The sequence below is a fragment of the Desulfonatronum sp. SC1 genome (genome assembly GCF_003046795.1).
Taxonomy (GTDB): Bacteria; Desulfobacterota; Desulfovibrionia; order Desulfovibrionales; family Desulfonatronaceae; genus Desulfonatronum.
Map to the genome: position 1 here is coordinate 192,085 of NZ_PZKN01000002.1, position 15,827 is coordinate 207,911.

The following is a 15,827-nucleotide window of genomic DNA, read 5'->3' on the forward strand; positions in this document are numbered from 1 at the left end:
TGGCCGCAATATCCGAGCAAGCCCCTCCGCATTGTCGCGGTTCCTGAAGCAGCCCTCTCTGTCCTTCCCACCTTGCCTTGATATTATTTCAGCAGAAACGGACGGGAGAGATCGACTAACTCCGGCTCCGTGTGGCATCCTTGGCATCGCATCGAACTCATGTCGCGCCCACGGCTTCATGGGCCCTGGCCAAATGTCGCAGGGTGGTAGGTCAGGAATTCCAGGCCCTTGATGTCGGACCAATCGAGTGTTTCATACGTTCTCCATTTATCTGTTCTTGATTCACTGGCTCGGCGAACGGATAAACCACTTCACGACAAGTTCAACCGCACCGGAGCTTCGTGAATCTCCACTATCCGCGCGCCGAGACTCCGAATGGGTTCAAGTTGATGGCTGATCAGCAGGATGGCCGTGGTTCGCCGGGCGTGAATCGTGGCGATTTCTTCCATCAGACGGTCCTGCCAATGCTGATCCAGGAATGCCAAGGGTTCGTCCAGGAGCAGGATTTCCGGGTCCAGGGCAAGAGCGCAGGCGATGGATAAGCGTCGTTTCATGCCTCCGCTCAATTCCGACGGCTTTTTACCCGCGGCTTCCTTTAGGCCCAACCTTTCCAGCCAGTGCGGGATCATCTTCAGGCGATCTCCGGATTCCAGCCAGGTCGAGAGAAAAAAATCCATATTGTCCACGGCGCTCTGCCAGGGCAGCAACGGAGCGTCCTGCAACGCGCAACCGATTCTGGCGGATTTGCGCCGGACTTCGCCTTTGTCCGGTTTCTGAAGCCCCGCAGCGATTTCCATCAGCGTGGTTTTGCCCACGCCTGATGGGCCGGCCAGGCAGAGTATCTCTCCCCTGCCCAGGCACAACTGGACGTCCCTCAGCACTTGCCGGCCCTGAATCTTCTTGGACACGCTCCGCAGTTCAAGCACGGCCTGCCCCTCCTTCCGCCTTGCGTCGAAGCGTACGGACCAGAGTGAATTCCAGCCCCACGCCCAATCCCACCAGGATCAGCGCCCAGGCAAAAAGCTCGGGCATGTTGAACAAGCGATAGGCCCAGTAGATCTGGGCCCCGATCCCTTTGGAACTGCCCAGGAATTCAGCGACAGCGGCGATTTTCCAGCCACTGCCCAAGGCATACGTCAATCCGGCGAGCACATGGGGGAAAATTCCGGGCAGGATCAGTTGCATCAGGATGCGCATTCGGCCCACCCGATAGACCCTGGCCGAGGCGAACAGACGCTGATCCAGGGCCGCCACGCTCTGGGCGACATTCAGGAACAACGGTGGAAACAAGGCGGCCATGACCACCACGATCGGCACGGTATTCCCGGCCCCGACCCAAACCATGAGCAGGGTGATCCACAGGATCGGCGGCGTGGCTTGCAAGACCGTAACCAATGGCGTTCCCAGGGACATGATCGTCCGGGAGAGCCCCGCCCAGACACCCAAAACAAGCGCGACTGCCAGAGACAAAACAATAGCCAGAACCCCTCTGGACAAGGTGATCAGCGTATGCTCCCACATGGCGCTGGTCATGGTCATTCCTGCCAGATAGCGCAGGGTTTCCAGCGGTGACGGCACGAGACCGGCGCCGAAATAAAAGGTCGCGGTGGTCCACGTAGAGAGAATGACCACAACTGTAAAAATCAGGGGAATCATGAAGATGCGTCAACAATGGCCGTCGCGATGGGCGAATTCCAGATCAAGCCGTCGAGATCGAAGAGGCGACCCGGCATCACCAGGTCCAGGTAGGTCTTGATTTCGTCCCGGACCTCGGATGCGGGCAGATCAAGGATGATGTCCCGTTCCAGGGAAGCATGGACCAACTCTTTGGAAGTGAAGGCTCCAAAAGGCTCCGGAAGGGCCGCGATGCCGATCCCGGGTTCATCCCGTACCCTTGGGGAGTGCCGGAGAACCGCGGAAACAATACCCTGAACGATTTCAGGGTGCTGCTCCAGAGTGTCGGCATTGACGGCCATCCCGACAATAGGCATCCGGGCTGGATGTCGGCTCCGGCGTCCATAAAGGTCTTCCACGCTCTCCACGACGCGCAAATCCGGCATCGCATGCAGCAGGCTGCTGACCAGCGGCTCCGGCACCAGCGCCGTGTCGGATCGTCCGGAAATCATCATCATGGCCAACTGCTGGGGTTCATGGGGGGTGAAGTCAATGTCGACGCCCTCCAGCAAGCCCTTGAGGATGGGCACGGCCGACGACCCCACCGGGGCGTATGCCAGTTTCCGCCCCCGCATATCCGCGAAAGAGGTCACGGACGGGTCCGTGGAAACCAAGTAGAACTTGCGCCAGGCGCTGATGTACAGCAAACGGACCGGGGCATTGGCGGCATGGGCCTGGGCGAACCCTTCGGTGTGGCCCAGCCAGAGGTCTCCCTTCCCGGCCAGAAGGACGCCCCGCAGATCATCGAGATTTTTCCAGATCATTACTCGAAGATTGCACAGCTTCTGGATGTCCCCTGCCTGTACGGCGGCCCAAAACGCCAATTGCGGCGTGGTGGCCATGGCGGACGTGAACAGGGTCAGGGTCGGCAGGTTCGGATCATCACCGAAAACCAGCGGGCTGTCGGCCGCCCCCTGGAGCAGGTGCCACACTCCGGGGACGGCCAGAAAACCGGCGACAAGCAGAACCAGAAGCACCCGTCGGGGAAATGGACCAGGCACTAGAACTCCATTTTCCAGGTTACGGCGATACTGCGTCCAAGGCTGTTCAATTCCGCGGGTTTTCGCCCAGTGGCCAAATGATTCCGATACGTTTCATCCAACAGATTGCTGCCCACCAAGGCCAGCTCCTGCGTGGTTTGGCGGAGCAGGAAGCGATATCCGACCCGGGCATTGACCGTCGCCCAACCCGGAGTTTCCTTTTCTCCCGGAGCAACCTTGGACTGGCGATCCGCCCATTCCAGTTCGAGCAACCCGTTCCAGCCCAGACCCTGATTATATCGCACTCCAACCAGGCCGTTCAGAGGCGGCATGGATTCCAGGTCGGTCTTTTCGGTTCGGTTCTTGCCCACGGCATAGGCCAACGTGGCATAGGCCGACCATTCCTGAAAAAAACGCCATTCCAGCGACGCCTCGCCTCCGAAAATCTCCGCCTTGTCCACGTTGTGCAATTCATGGCGGTTCGGCGCGACCTGTTTTTCCACGATCAGATCGTTCAATCGGTTGGCAAACGCGCTCAGACTGGCCGTCAGATTGGGCAGGTTGTAGTGCAGTCCGTATTCCGCATAGAGTGATCGTTCCGGGTCGAGGTCCGGGTTGCCGAAGACCTCGTAGCTGCCCAGGTTGATGTACTTGAATCGTTCCATGAGATCCGGGGCGCGATAGCTGGACGACCCGAGCAAGGTCATGGACCAGTTCTCCAGAAAACCCCAGGTCAGACCGGCATGGGCGGCCCAACTGTGATCCGTGGTGGACTCCTCATCGCGAAGAGCAGGATTCGGTGTGTTGGGTGAAGGCGGCTTGATCCAGGTGTTCAGCGCATCGCTTTTCGCCCGCAACAGGTCCACCCGACCGCCGAGATTCAGGACCAGATTCTCTTGCAGCTTCCAGTCATCTTCGATGAACACCCCGCCGGACAACAAGCTGGCATCGGCCATGGGCTGGTCAATGGCTTGATTGCCGTTCAGGAAATTGCGCTTGCGCTCTGATTCGATGTCCCACAGCCAGACATCCGCTCCCAGCCCCAGAGAGTGATCACCGGCATCCACCCGGTTGAACCAGCGCAGCCCCCAGGTTTTATGGTTTGCCGAAGGCTCGATGCCGCGGACGCCGGAAGCGGGAGGGAGTTTGTCGATCCGGACGTTCCGGTCGATTTCCTGGAAGTAGAGATTCAGGGATGACTCGGTCCAGAACGGGCTCTCCGGAAAGAATTCATGCACGATACTGGCGAGCATCCGCGTTGTTTCCGGGTAGGTGACATCGGCCACCTCCGGCAGGGAGGCGTTCCCGGTTCCGGGGATGCCGATGTCCCGTCCTTCATATTGCTGATACTGAAATCTGGTGCGATGCAGCTCATTCCATTTGTAACCGACCTTGAAAGCACCATTGAAGTCCTCGAACTGACTGTTGTTGACGGTCTCGCCGCCCCCGTCCTTGTAGCTGGAATAATCGCGATATCCTCCGGAAGCATAGGCCCAGGCCCGCTGAGAGTTGCCGGAGAGATTCGCGTATCCTCCGTACCCGTCGGGGTTGCTTTTATAGGTTCCCGTCAACGTGCCATGAAATGCCGTTTCATCCGCGAACATCCCTTTCTTGGTGATGATGTTCACCACGCCGCCGATGGAACCGGAGCCGTACAGGGCGCTGATCGGCCCTTTGAGCACTTCCACGCGTTCGATTTCATTCGGATCGATCAGGCCGAACTGGGCGTTGATGTCCGTGGCCGTATTCATGCGCACCCCATCGATCAGAAAGACGATTCGGCCCCGACCCAGGCCGCGGATATTGACTTCCCCGCCCCAGGGAGAGTCTCCGGAGATGCTGACTCCCGGAATCCTGGTCAATGCGTCGCTGATGCTGATCGGCTGCACCATGGAGATTTCCTCCGCATCCAGGACGCCCACTCCCCCAGGCGTCTCCGAAAGCTTGGTGGGAGTGCCCCGGGCCGTGACCACGACACGGTCCATTACCACGGGTTCCTCCCCGGCCAAGGCCTTGCCCGCCCTTCCCATGTCTCCCGCCGCCACCACGACCGCGGTCATCAACACCGCCGCCATGGATTGTCTGAAGCCCTGCAGCATGCCTCTTCCTCCGCTTGATGTTTGCCGTTTGTGTAAATTGGTGTCTCAAGCCAAGCTGATCCGTTCACGCCTCGAATCTGAATCTGAACCGCCTTATCAAAAAAGGTCGGGTTCATCACCTGGGTCACCATGGATCATCGCAACGCTGCCAATCTGATGTAATCCTCCCAGCCCGACCAGATCAGCCGCGAGTCATGGGCGGCCATTTCCGGAAACAGGGCAATGCCCTCTCGAATTGGGCAAAAAAGCCCGTTATCAGCGATAATAGTTTGAATCTTTGAGCTGAAAATAATCTTCAGCACCTCCAAGGCGTCATCAGGAGCGTCTTTTCTCAAAAAAGCCAAAAGCGGTACTGCTATCGCTCCTTCCTTCGGCCACACGGCTCGCGCGTTGCCCAACCGAAACGTCCGGGCAAAGGCTGGAAAAACCATGCCCGCCTTGTAGGTTCCTTCGTCCACGGTCTTGTTGATGTCCTGGGGAAACAACTTGGCCTGGGCCAAAGCTGATGCTCTCCGCCCTTCCTCGCCGCACAGCTTTTCCATGTAATGGGCGTACAGCATCGGAGCCGGAGTGTTGTGCGGCGGGATGACCACGTCGGCGGCAAGATCACCCCGGCAAAGGTCGGCCCATCCTTCCACTGGGGGGACCACGCTCTCATGGTGGATGATCAGCATGGTCACCACGGCGACCACCTTGAAAAAAGGCAGCGGTTCCCGCAAGCCGACCCGCAGCAATTCCTCGCGCATTTCCGGTAGTCCGGCGGGCATGGGCGCGAAAATATCTTTCGCTTCAATGGCTCTGGACAAGGCTGAAGGATAGGCCGTCAGCGTGAGGTCGGCGGTATGGTCCGGATGGCCGAACTGATTCTTGAAAAACGCATCCATCTCGTCGTGGGTCTGAGGGGGATGAATGGAGGCGTCTGGAAACGCGGATTGAATCTCCGAAATGACGTGACGTGCGATGTTCGGGGGGATGGCCAGATGCAGTCGTGAGGGCATGATAGGACTCCTGTCGTCGTGATTTGGGGAATGGGCCTTACCGTGAAATTGCAGCGACGGAGAGCTGCTCGCCGTTGCGCAAACCTTCCCGTGCGGAGCCGAGCAGCGCATCCACCGTCCTGAGCTGCTCCAGGCACTGTGCTTCCTCCGTGCTGGTCGCATGAATCGAGGACATGGCCCCTTGCTTCATGACCGTTCTTTTCGTGGCCATGAGGGTCAGAATCGGATCATGGGTGGAGAGAACGATCAGCTTGCTGCTTGCGGCCAAGGCCGCCAGAGCCTTCAGTTTGTCGATGCCCGCGTTCTCGATTTCATCGATCAGGACGATGGCGGCGTCGGAGATGCAGGCGATATCGGCGATCATCAAGGCACGGGATTGTCCACCGCTGAGCACTTGCAACCTGACCTCGGGCAGCACCGGCTCCCCGCACAAGGAGTTGGTCAAGGCCAAAACCCTGTCAACAATGTCCGAACGATTCCTGTCTTTGCTCAGGGCGTGCATCTGGATGAAGTCCCGGACCGTGCCATCCATGATGAATCCTGTTTTCTGGGAAAGCTGGGCCACCATGCCATTACAGTTCGTGGTCAGGTCCGGCATGGTTCCGTTGATCAGAACGCGCCTGCGGCTGAGGGTGTCGCCCCGGGCAAACTGTTCGATGTCGGCCAGGAGTTCACTCTTGCCCGACCCGGTCGGGCCGACCACGGCCAGGCACTCTCCCGCTTGAATGGTCAATTCGGATATGGGTTCCTCTTCGCCGCCTTTTCCCGTACCGGCCAGGATGGTCAAGGTCTTGATTGTCGCTTCATTCATGAAAGAAACATCTCCGTTGGAAGTACTCGTTGATCGCGGATGCATGTCAGGATGGTTCATGACGCTTCAGTGTGTCTGGATTTTCTTGACGTTGCCGGACTGATAGGGCTTGCCCACCCGCATCTCGCCCGTGCAGTAGGAACAGATCGAGGCCGGCATGGAGTAGCGCAGTTCGGTTTCGGATATTTCCCGCACTTCAGGCCAGGAATCGACGATCCGTTTCAACAGCACCGCCCCGGTCCCGGTCAATCCATTGATCCGCACGATTTCCGCCTCCGGGTTCACTTGCCGGATCCTGTAGCCGAAAACCTCCTTTTCAGCTTGAGAAACCATATCGCTTTTGGTTACCACCACCGCGTCGGCCAAACTCAGAGCCGGACCCATCTTTTCCGGAGCGTCCAGCCCGCCGAGATTGTCGATCACCGTCAGCGCCGGAACGCCTTTGACGTGCGGAGCGCATCGGAAACAAAGCCCCGCCGTCTCAATGAACAAGAATTCAGCGCCCTGCTGTTTGCCCCAGCCATGCACTTCTTCCAGGTTGGAAACATAGTAATGATCCGGGCAGACATAGTCGCTCAAGCCCTTGATGGCCGGAATGCCGAGTTCGCGACGATAGAATTCGTCATCCCCGGTGGCCAGGGCGTCGAACTTGGCCACCGCGACCTTGACGCCTTCCTTCATGTACAATCGGGCAAGATGCGCGATGACCGCGGTCTTGCCAGCACAAGGCGTCCCAGCAACAGTTATGATTTTCATCTTTATCCTCAGTTCATTTTTTGTCCGTCCGCTTTTCCAGCCGGATGGCCACAAACATGCCGCATGCCCTCAAGGGATAAAACAATGCGCAACCGGAGAAACACGGGCCAACACTTTTCACTCGCAAAACCAGGAGGTAGCCGCCTGCTTCTCAAGTTATGCCTTCAAATTCTTCGTGATCCAGGAATCCGAAGACTAAAGAGAGTCCCCCGGAGAACACGGGAAACCCTTTTTAGATAATGAAATGCAACCTGTCAAAAATCTTGATAACTAAATTCATAATCCAGTCAAAGCCTCATGTCGCCGACCTCCCCTGCCCCCGGCTCAGCACCTCCAGCCAGCTCTCGGCCTGCCTGCGCTGCTCGGGGATTTCCCGGGCCAGGACAAAGGCGTCGCGAGCTTCTTCCATTCGGCCCTCGTGATACGCGGCCATGCCCAGCAGCAACAGGGCTTCGGCCCGGGTGCGTTCGCATCGGCCCTGGGTCGCCAGCTCCAGGTGCTCCCTGGCCCCGCTCCAGTCCTCCACCTGCATCAGCAAGCGGCCTGCCCGTAAATGGGTTTTGCAGTCCCCGCCGTTACGCGCTTTTTGTCCCAGGGCGCAGGCCGCGCGGCGCGTCTCACGGGCTTGCAGCCAGGCATTGGCCAGCAGTTCCTGGTGCTCCGCATTGACCGCGACGCGACCGTTCTCCATCCCCTCCTCCAGGAGGTGCGCGGCTTTGCGGGGCGCTCCGGCCTGAACATACATCCGTGCCAGCCGGACGATGTCCTCGGAAGTCTGAAACAACCCCTTATGGTATGCGGCGGAAAGCACGGCGGCGGCCTGACGCTGATCGTCCAGCCGCAGGTACACGCCGGCCAGTTGCAGCCAGTACCTGCCGTCCTCGGGATTTCGGGTGATCAGCCGCGGCAACCAACGCGTCAGTTTTTCGTATTGTTCATCGTGGTGCAAGGCGGCCACGAGCATTTCCAGCCAGGCGTTCTCGGGCGTGGTCGTCTCGCGGATGGCGGCTTCCAGGTGCATGACCGCCGCCTGGTGGCGTTCCGAACCGAAATAGATCCAGGCCACCCTTGCCCGTTGCTCCGGGGAAAGAGAACCGGCCTGCTCCATCCAGGCTTCGATGCGCTTGACGGCCTCGGCTGGACGGCTGGCCTGTACCAGCAATTGGGCGGAATTGTACAAAACCTGCTGTCGCAATGGGGCATCCAGGCCGTCACCGGCCAAAACCCGGTCAAAGGCTTCCAGGGCTCGGTCATGGCGACCGGTTTCATGAAACAGATAGCCGAGCATCTGCCAGGCCAGGGCCTGGGCGTAGGGTTCATGGGCCTCTTCCCGAACGAATTTCTCCAGGAGCGATTCCGCTTCCGTCCATTTTGAGTGGTGCAGCAGTTCCTGGGCCGCGGTGAGCTTTTGGTGCGCGGCATGGGAAACCGTGGGACGGTCCTCCGAAGCAAGAGCGATGGAAACCGTCATGGAGACCGAAAGGAACATCCCCAGGCTCAACCCGGCGGAAACAAGAAACCAACGCAAGGATGAACGAAGCGATTGGGTCAAGTGATTCATGATCACCCCTCCAAGCTGAATTTGATGACAATGGTGGCCAGGGCCTGGACGGGCTCGCCGTCCCGGATCTGAGGCTGGAACCGCCAGCGGCTCAGGGCGCGCACGGCCTCCTGGTCGAAGATTCCCCGCCGGGGTTCGGCTTCCACCACGGTGACGTCGCTGACCGTGCCGTCGGGGTTGACGATGAATTCCAGGCGTACCCAGCCGGAAATGCCGTCCAGTTGCGCCCGTCTGGGATAGCGCGGCGGGATCTGGCTGACCGGAGTCAGGGACTGGGTATAGCGGACCGGGCCCTCCGGCTCGGCTGGAGGTGCGGACAAAGGCAGTCCGGCCAGGGCCAGGTCCGCGGAAATATCCGGTAGGGGCAGGTCAAGAGCCGGAGCTTCCAAAGACCGCTTTTGGGGAGCGGCCAGGGCTTCCATCCGCGGCAGGGGTTGGATTTTCTCCGGCGGGGTGGGCTGTTCCCGCTCACGCCTGCGCACGACTTGTTCCTGGTCGTCCATGCGGATGAATCGCGGCATCGGAACGCGTTGTCGATCCTCCACCCCGGCCTCGCCGCGGCTGACAAGAACGTTCATCAGCACGAACAGTCCCAGTGCCGCCAGAATTCCGCAACCCAGGGAAAGGCCGTAACGCGCCGCGTCATTCATGGCCGACTCGCCGCCACGGCCACGTCGCGCACCCCGGCCAAACGGACCTGGTCAATGACCTGGACCAGTATCCCGGTGCGGGAGGCCTCGTCGGCCTGGACAACCACGGCCCCCTCGGGGTTCTCGGCGCGCAACCGCTCCACGTTGGCCCGCACGGCCCGCACGTCCACCTGTCGGCCATCGATCCACACCGCGCCGGATTCGGACACCGCGATCATAATGTTCCCGCGCTCCTGGCGCTCCGCGCTGGCCGCTGTGGGGCGGTTCACCTCGATGCCCGCCTCCTTGACGAAGGACGTGGTCACGATGAAAAAGATGAGCATAATGAACACCACGTCCATCATCGAGGTCATGTCGATCTGGGCGCTGTCTTGTTCGTCGTATCGTCGTCTGCGTCGCATGGGATTGAGTTCCGGTGTAGGGGCGCACCTGTGTGTGCGCCCATTGCTGAAAACGAGATATACAGGGCGCACACACAGGTGCGCCCCTATGGCTCTATCCTCCGCCCTCTTCCTTCCGCCCTTCCGCTTCCAACAAGTCCCTGAGCAGCACGTCCGCGGCCTGTCGGGCCTTGGATCGGCCGCCGCGCTGCAGGCGGATGCTGAACACGAAGCCGGACAGGGCCACCACCAGCCCGGCCATGGTCGGGATGGTGGCCATGGACACGCCCGCGGCCATGGCCCGTGGGTTGCCCGTGCCGCTGAAGCCGATGGTGTCGAAGACCAGGATCATTCCGGTGACCGTGCCCAGCAGACCCAACAGCGGACACACCGCGATCATGGTCCGGATGAGAAACAGAGAGCGGGTCAGGCTCTGGCGCAGTTCGGACACGTCCTTTTCCAGGATCTTTCGAGCCAGCCGACGGTCCGTGCCTGGGGCATGACGACGCTTGGCGCGGACCGAGGTCAGTTCCCCGGGAAAAACCCGCCAATGGTGCCAGTAGCGTTCGATGATCAGGGTCCAGAGGACGATGGCCACGCCGAGGATGGCCCACAGCACCGGCCCGCCGGCGTCAAGAAAACGTTGCAAGTTGAGAAACTGTTCGATCATGGGTTGTTCCGTGAACGGGTACGTGAACGGGAACGGGAACGAGAAGAGCTGCTTCGTGCACGTTCACGTACCTAAAAAGGCTTATTTCTCCCTCATTCGCTGGATATGCTCGGCCAGCAACCCGGCGCCCTGCTCCTCCATGATGGTCGTCAACTGGCGGCTTTTGGCCGCGGCAACGCTGTGCAGCAGCAACAGGGGAATGGCAATGGAAAGCCCCAGGGCCGTGGTTACCAGGGCCTGCGAGATGCCTCCGGCCATGAGCTGGGGGTCGCCGGTGCCGAACAGGGTGATGGCCTGGAATGTCTCGATCATGCCCACCACCGTGCCCAGAAGGCCCAGCAGCGGGGCCACCGCGGCCAGGATCTTGATGGTCGTCAGGCCCCGTTCCAGGCGGGGGACTTCCTTGAGCACGGCCTCGTCCAGGCGGATTTCCAGGGTCTCGGAATCCGAGAGACTGTTGGCCTGGGCAAGGAGCATGATTCGGCCCAGGGGATTGTCAGGCAGCCCCTGGAGGCTGCGCAATTGCCGGCGGATCCGGCGTCCGATCACCGTAAGCATGGTAAAACGGACCACGAAGACGATCACGCCCACCAACCCCAAAACCAGGATGATCATGCCGATCTCCCGGCCCTGCTTGATTCGTTCGGTCAGTGTCGGGGACTGGACCAAGTGGGTCAGGATCGCGCCCCTTGAGGGGTCCAGCGCGAAAAAGGTTGTTTGCCCGGGCAAGGCCTGTTCCAGGTCCCTTGCCAGGCGCAGATACCGACCTTGGGGCTGGCGCGGCAGTTCCAGAAACTGGTTGCGGCCCTGAACGTGGGATAGGTACGCTCCCTCGGAAACCGCGCTGAAGGGGCCCACGCGCAAAACCTCCCGTTGCCGCGCGCTTCCGTCCGGCAGCACCACCTCGCTCATGAACCGGTCCGTCCGGCTTGAGCCGACCATTTCTTCCAGGAGTATCAGCCAGAACCGCTCCAGTTCCTCCATGCCTGGCAGGCCGCGGCTGTTGCCCAATGCATGAAGAAAATCCAAGGCCTCGGGCTTGTCGGCCATGGCCAGTGAACCCAGGAACTGGGCGTGGAAATCCCCGGCGCTTTGCCGCACCACGCCGAACATCTCGCCCAGACCGCCCTGCTGCTCGCGCAACACGGCTTCCAATTCCGCGAGCACGGCCTCGTTGGCGTCGTATTTCGCAAGCAGACGCTCCTGCCTGTCCCGCTCGCCGCGCACCAGGGCCCGGGCTTCCTGAGTCCGCTCACGGGCCGCGTCCAGATCGGCCATGAATTCCAGCTCCCGCTCCAGGTCCTTGCGCTGTTCCTCCGCGGCCCGCTGGCGGGCCTGTTCCAGAAATGCGTCCAGTCCCGTCGAAGCCTGAGCCGAAACGCAGCAAACGATCAGAAAGAATGCCAGAACAAGACTTCTCACGGCTGGTCCTCCCGCAATGCTTCCGGGTGAGGAAACGGGGAGACGGACGGCGCCTCAGACACCGTCACCGGGACCACGATCAGTTCGGGAGCGGCCTGCCGGGCCGCGATGCGCAGCCCCTGGCGCAGGGACTGGTTGTGGCGATTCTCCAATACCGTCCAGGCTTGTTCGCCGACCTCCCAGAAGCCGCTCTCCGTCCTGTCCAGGGTCTGGTAGGCCAGCACCAACCGCCCGATGCGCAAAAACTCCACGCTGCGATCCGGGCCGTCGCCGTCGCGCAACTCGCCCTGATAGGCTTCAATGGTCCGGCCGTAGTCGGCCTCGACCTGGTAGGCCTGCATGATCTGGCGGAACTTTTCCGGGATGTCCACATCGGCCCGGCGCATCAGGGCCCGCAAGCCCTCCACCCGGGCCGCGCGCTCCTCATTCAGAAAAGGCAGATCCGCGACGGTGAATTCCTCCAGAGCGTCCAGCATCCGCAGCATCAACGGCACGATCTCCCGCTGGGTGACCAGGATGTCCTCGATCTGCCGCTCCAGGGAAGCCTGCTCGGCCTTCTGGGACAGCGTCATCTGCTCCAGGTTGTCGTTGTACACGGCCAGATTGTCATACTCGCGACGCAGCTCCCGATACTCCTGCAACAGTTGCATGGTCTCGTCGGACATGGCGTCGATCTTCATCTGGGACGCTTGGCTATGGCGCAAGATCCCCTCTTCCGCTTCGATTGCCCGAGTCACCTGGTCGGACCCGAAAACCAAGGACGACCAGACGATAAACAGAAAGGGTATGCCCCACGTGGCGATTCGACACGTTCTCCCCCAGCCGGTTCGCCTGCCGGATGCGGACACTTGTTCGAAATGAACTGACAACACGCGTATTCTCCTCATGAATGAAGTCAAAAAAAATAAAGTACCTATGAAGCCGAAAGCAAAGGCCCGGCATGCCCGACACTGTCGGAGTGATGAACTGACACAAGGGATAAAGGAAGTCATAATCGCAAAGAGACGATGATTCTGTTCATAAGGAAATAATCTTCAGCACTGCGAAACTACCATTTTCTACGTCCTACCAAGCTTTGGCATGTTCATTCTTTTTCAAAACTGAAACTGCGGAAATGGCATTCGTTCGGTACGTTTCTCCCGAATGGGTTTCCGCAATCCTGAAGGGATTTTATCGTATAGCCGGTGGTTTCAACCACCGGTAGAAGTAATTTTGAGGGTGTGAGTCCTGAAAGGACGACGTTTCATTCCGAAAAAATGGAAAACGTCGTCCTTTCAGGACTCAAGCCAATTATACTCCCCAATCCGGTGGTTGAAACCACCGGATATACGACTTCTCCCCTTCAGGGAGATGAAGCAGGATGCCTGAGCCGGGATTCACAAACGACAATTCAGGAACAGCCAGTTCCCCGACTAGCAAACTATGACAACTCATGTCAACGAATCTGAAAACCATACTCAAAACCTCCACTTTGGAAACTTCACCCGCCCGTCATTGCATACCCCTGTTGATCCATTTTTATCCTCTTCTTTCGCCTCGGCGCATACCAAGGGCCGCAAGGGCTATGACACCAAGCACGACCAATCCGGCCAGCCACTCCACTCCAGATGAAAGCACCTCGGTGGAGTCATCCGCACTTTCCATTTTTTCCATCTTGTAACCTTCAACCTCGGTCTGCCCTTCCTTGGCAGCACCGCTGTCCCGGTTTTTTTCCTCCTTGGCCCCGGCCTGTTCAGCGCTGGGGGAGGTGAGCTGCTGTTGCAGGGTCTGCCGTGCAACCACCTGTTCGGCCAGAGACTTCCGCGCCGCCTGTTCAATGGCCAGCTTGAACCGTTCCACCATCTCCGGGCTGAGGACGCCGGGCAGGGAGATGATGGCCACCACCATCTGGTTAAGCAGCGGGTTATTGCAGGTGTGGTCGCAGCAGGCCACTCCTTTTTCCACCACATTGACCGCGTACTCAACGGCCAGCTTTTTCCGCACGGCCTCGTCCGCCTGCCAGTAGTCCTTGCGCACCGCCTCCAGCATCCGGGCGGTAATGGACTGGTAGGCCCAGGGGTTGGCGCGGTTGAAAAACTCCTTCAGTTCCTGACCGTACTTATCCTCCACATAAACCTCATGGATCTGCTGCCACTGGTCCGCCGTCACCTTGTCCGGGGTGGTTACCTGCCAGCCCCAGAAATATTCGACAAAATTACTCATCTCCCTGGCCCCGGCGTAATCCTCCTTTTTCATGCCCTCAATCCACTTGGGGTTGAGGTAACGACTGCGCAGCTCCCGGCCCAGGGTGGCGGCCACGTCTTCCACCGTCACCTGGCCCGCTTTCCGTTGATTGGTGATCAGGGTTTCCGGCGCCTGACCCGACGCGTGACGCACCGCCATGGCCAGCCCTCCAAGATATTGAAACACGTCGTCATTATCCATAAGGCCATAGACATTTGACGAGCGGGAATGGACCGCCACATCGGTTGCAGCCAGTTGTGCCTTGAACAGGGCGCGCGCCTCCTTGCCCCAGTGGTTGCCGCCAAAGGCAAAGCCCATGCGTTTTTCATAGATATCCACCACCTCGCGCTCATCCGTCCACAGCCCCGAGGCCCCGGTCATCTCGCTGACCCCGTTGCCGTAGGAACCGGGGGTCTCGGAGAAAATCCGCAGACGGCTCAGCTCCTCGGCCTCTTGTTCATCCATGCCGTCGGCAACAAGTTTGGTCTTGAGGCGGCGACTGCCCGCCGCCACCAGGTTTTCAATATCGGTCTGGAGGATGGCCAGGCGCACCGCCTCGTCAAGAAACCGCAGCTTGTCCGGGAAAAGGTCCCGGTAGAGGCCGGAGGCATTGATCAGGACATCGATGCGCGGCCGCCCCAGCTCCCGGCCCGGCACCACCTCCAGGCCGGTCACCCGGCCGGAAGGCAGCCATTTGGGCCGAATCCCCATGAGCCAGAGGATGGTGGATTCGTTCAACCCTTCATTGCGCAGCGTCTCCACGGCCCACAGCACCACCGCCACCTTGTTCGGGTATTTCCCGTGCTTTTCAAGATGGTTGGCGATGATCTGCTCCGCTGCCTTTTTCCCCAGTTCCCAGGCCGCCGGGCTTGGCAAGTTAGCCGGGTTAAAGCCATAAAGATTACGACCGGTGGGGATGGCGCCGGGATTGCGCAGGGGGTCATTGCCTTCGCCCGGCTCCACGAAGCGGCCGGCAAGACCACGGAGCAGGTTCTCCATCTCCAGCCTGGCCGAGGAGCGAAGGCGCTCGGCAGCCTGTTGCTCTTTCTCGTCGGGATTCCATTTGACCACCGCTTTTGCCATCTCTCCGATCTCGTCACTGCCCTTACCGCGGCCAAAGGTGTGCATGCCGTAAGGGATCATCTCCTCCTTGATCTCCTCCAAATAGTGACCAATGGTGTCGGCCAGCTCCCCATCCGGAATCTCCGCGGATGCGTCCGCGGCGAGGTCGGCGAGGATCCCGGTTTGCTCTGCCAGGGCCCGCAGTTCCTTGATCTTTTCCGGGACGGTGACGCTCTCCAGGGCCTCGGCCTGTTCAATCTCGCCGGCCAGTTCGGCCATGCGGCCGTACTCCTTGTAGAGGCCGGATTGACGCAGCATGGGGGTGAGATGGGAGAGCATCACCCCCCGACCCCGTCGCTTTGCCTGGATGGCTTCACCCACATTATCAACGATATATGGATAGATGTTGGGGATCACTAGTGTCCCAACGTTTTTCATTAATCAATGCTTAAGACTCTGTAAAATATGACTTTTTATTCTTTTTTGGCTGTTACCGATTTGAACATCCAGCAGCTAGTACCTTATACCTCTTGCAACATTT

14 protein-coding genes are annotated in these 15,827 nt (G+C 59.7%); all 14 read right to left on the reverse strand.

What is annotated here, in order from left to right:
- Positions 1–311: 311 nt before the first annotated feature.
- Positions 312–926, reverse strand: a complete 615-nt coding sequence (locus tag C6366_RS02225; protein ID WP_107735713.1) for an ABC transporter ATP-binding protein — start codon at positions 924–926, stop codon at positions 312–314.
- On the reverse strand, positions 919–1,656 hold the full coding sequence (locus C6366_RS02230; protein WP_233248360.1) for an ABC transporter permease: 738 nt from the start codon (positions 1,654–1,656) through the stop codon (positions 919–921). The genes C6366_RS02225 and C6366_RS02230 overlap by 8 nt, the downstream gene beginning before the upstream one ends.
- The gene (locus tag C6366_RS02235) at positions 1,653–2,675 is read right to left on the reverse strand and encodes an ABC transporter substrate-binding protein (protein ID WP_107735714.1); all 1,023 of its coding nucleotides are present in this window, start codon (positions 2,673–2,675) and stop codon (positions 1,653–1,655) included. Before C6366_RS02235 ends, C6366_RS02230 begins: the two co-directional genes overlap by 4 nt.
- The gene (locus C6366_RS02240; RefSeq protein WP_107735715.1) at positions 2,675–4,753 is read right to left on the reverse strand and encodes a TonB-dependent siderophore receptor; all 2,079 of its coding nucleotides are present in this window, start codon (positions 4,751–4,753) and stop codon (positions 2,675–2,677) included. The genes C6366_RS02235 and C6366_RS02240 overlap by 1 nt, the downstream gene beginning before the upstream one ends.
- Before the next feature lie 134 nt (positions 4,754–4,887).
- Positions 4,888–5,751 (reverse strand): ABC transporter substrate-binding protein, encoded by an 864-nt coding sequence (locus tag C6366_RS02245; protein WP_158269601.1) that lies wholly within the window; start codon positions 5,749–5,751, stop codon positions 4,888–4,890.
- Between the two features lie 37 nt (positions 5,752–5,788).
- A complete protein-coding gene (locus C6366_RS02250; protein ID WP_107735717.1) occupies positions 5,789–6,562 on the reverse strand; it encodes an ATP-binding cassette domain-containing protein in 774 nt (257 codons plus the stop codon).
- 66 nt (positions 6,563–6,628) lie between these two features.
- Complete coding sequence (locus C6366_RS02255) at positions 6,629–7,318, reverse strand: GTP-binding protein (protein WP_107735718.1); 690 nt, start codon at positions 7,316–7,318, stop codon at positions 6,629–6,631.
- 295 nt (positions 7,319–7,613) lie between these two features.
- On the reverse strand, positions 7,614–8,879 hold the full coding sequence (locus C6366_RS02265; protein ID WP_107735720.1) for a tetratricopeptide repeat protein: 1,266 nt from the start codon (positions 8,877–8,879) through the stop codon (positions 7,614–7,616).
- A 2-nt stretch (positions 8,880–8,881) separates the two neighbouring features.
- Positions 8,882–9,529, reverse strand: coding sequence for an energy transducer TonB (locus C6366_RS02270; RefSeq protein WP_107735721.1), 648 nt, complete (start codon positions 9,527–9,529; stop codon positions 8,882–8,884).
- Positions 9,526–9,930 carry a biopolymer transporter ExbD gene (locus C6366_RS02275; protein WP_031386403.1) on the reverse strand — a complete coding sequence of 135 codons (405 nt, stop codon included), beginning with the start codon at positions 9,928–9,930 and terminating at the stop codon, positions 9,526–9,528. Before C6366_RS02275 ends, C6366_RS02270 begins: the two co-directional genes overlap by 4 nt.
- A 94-nt stretch (positions 9,931–10,024) precedes the next feature.
- Entirely contained in the window at positions 10,025–10,579 is a 555-nt protein-coding gene (locus C6366_RS02280) for a MotA/TolQ/ExbB proton channel family protein (RefSeq protein WP_051822336.1), read from the reverse strand.
- Positions 10,580–10,660: 81 nt separating this feature from the next.
- A complete protein-coding gene (locus C6366_RS20190; RefSeq protein ID WP_107735722.1) occupies positions 10,661–12,001 on the reverse strand; it encodes a MotA/TolQ/ExbB proton channel family protein in 1,341 nt (446 codons plus the stop codon).
- Positions 11,998–12,993: a DUF3450 domain-containing protein gene (locus tag C6366_RS02290; RefSeq protein ID WP_107735723.1), complete on the reverse strand. Its 996-nt coding sequence runs from the start codon at positions 12,991–12,993 to the stop codon at positions 11,998–12,000. The genes C6366_RS20190 and C6366_RS02290 overlap by 4 nt, the downstream gene beginning before the upstream one ends.
- 526 nt (positions 12,994–13,519) lie before the next feature.
- Positions 13,520–15,724, reverse strand: a complete 2,205-nt coding sequence (locus C6366_RS02295; protein ID WP_107735724.1) for a cobaltochelatase subunit CobN — start codon at positions 15,722–15,724, stop codon at positions 13,520–13,522.
- Positions 15,725–15,827: the final 103 nt, after the last annotated feature.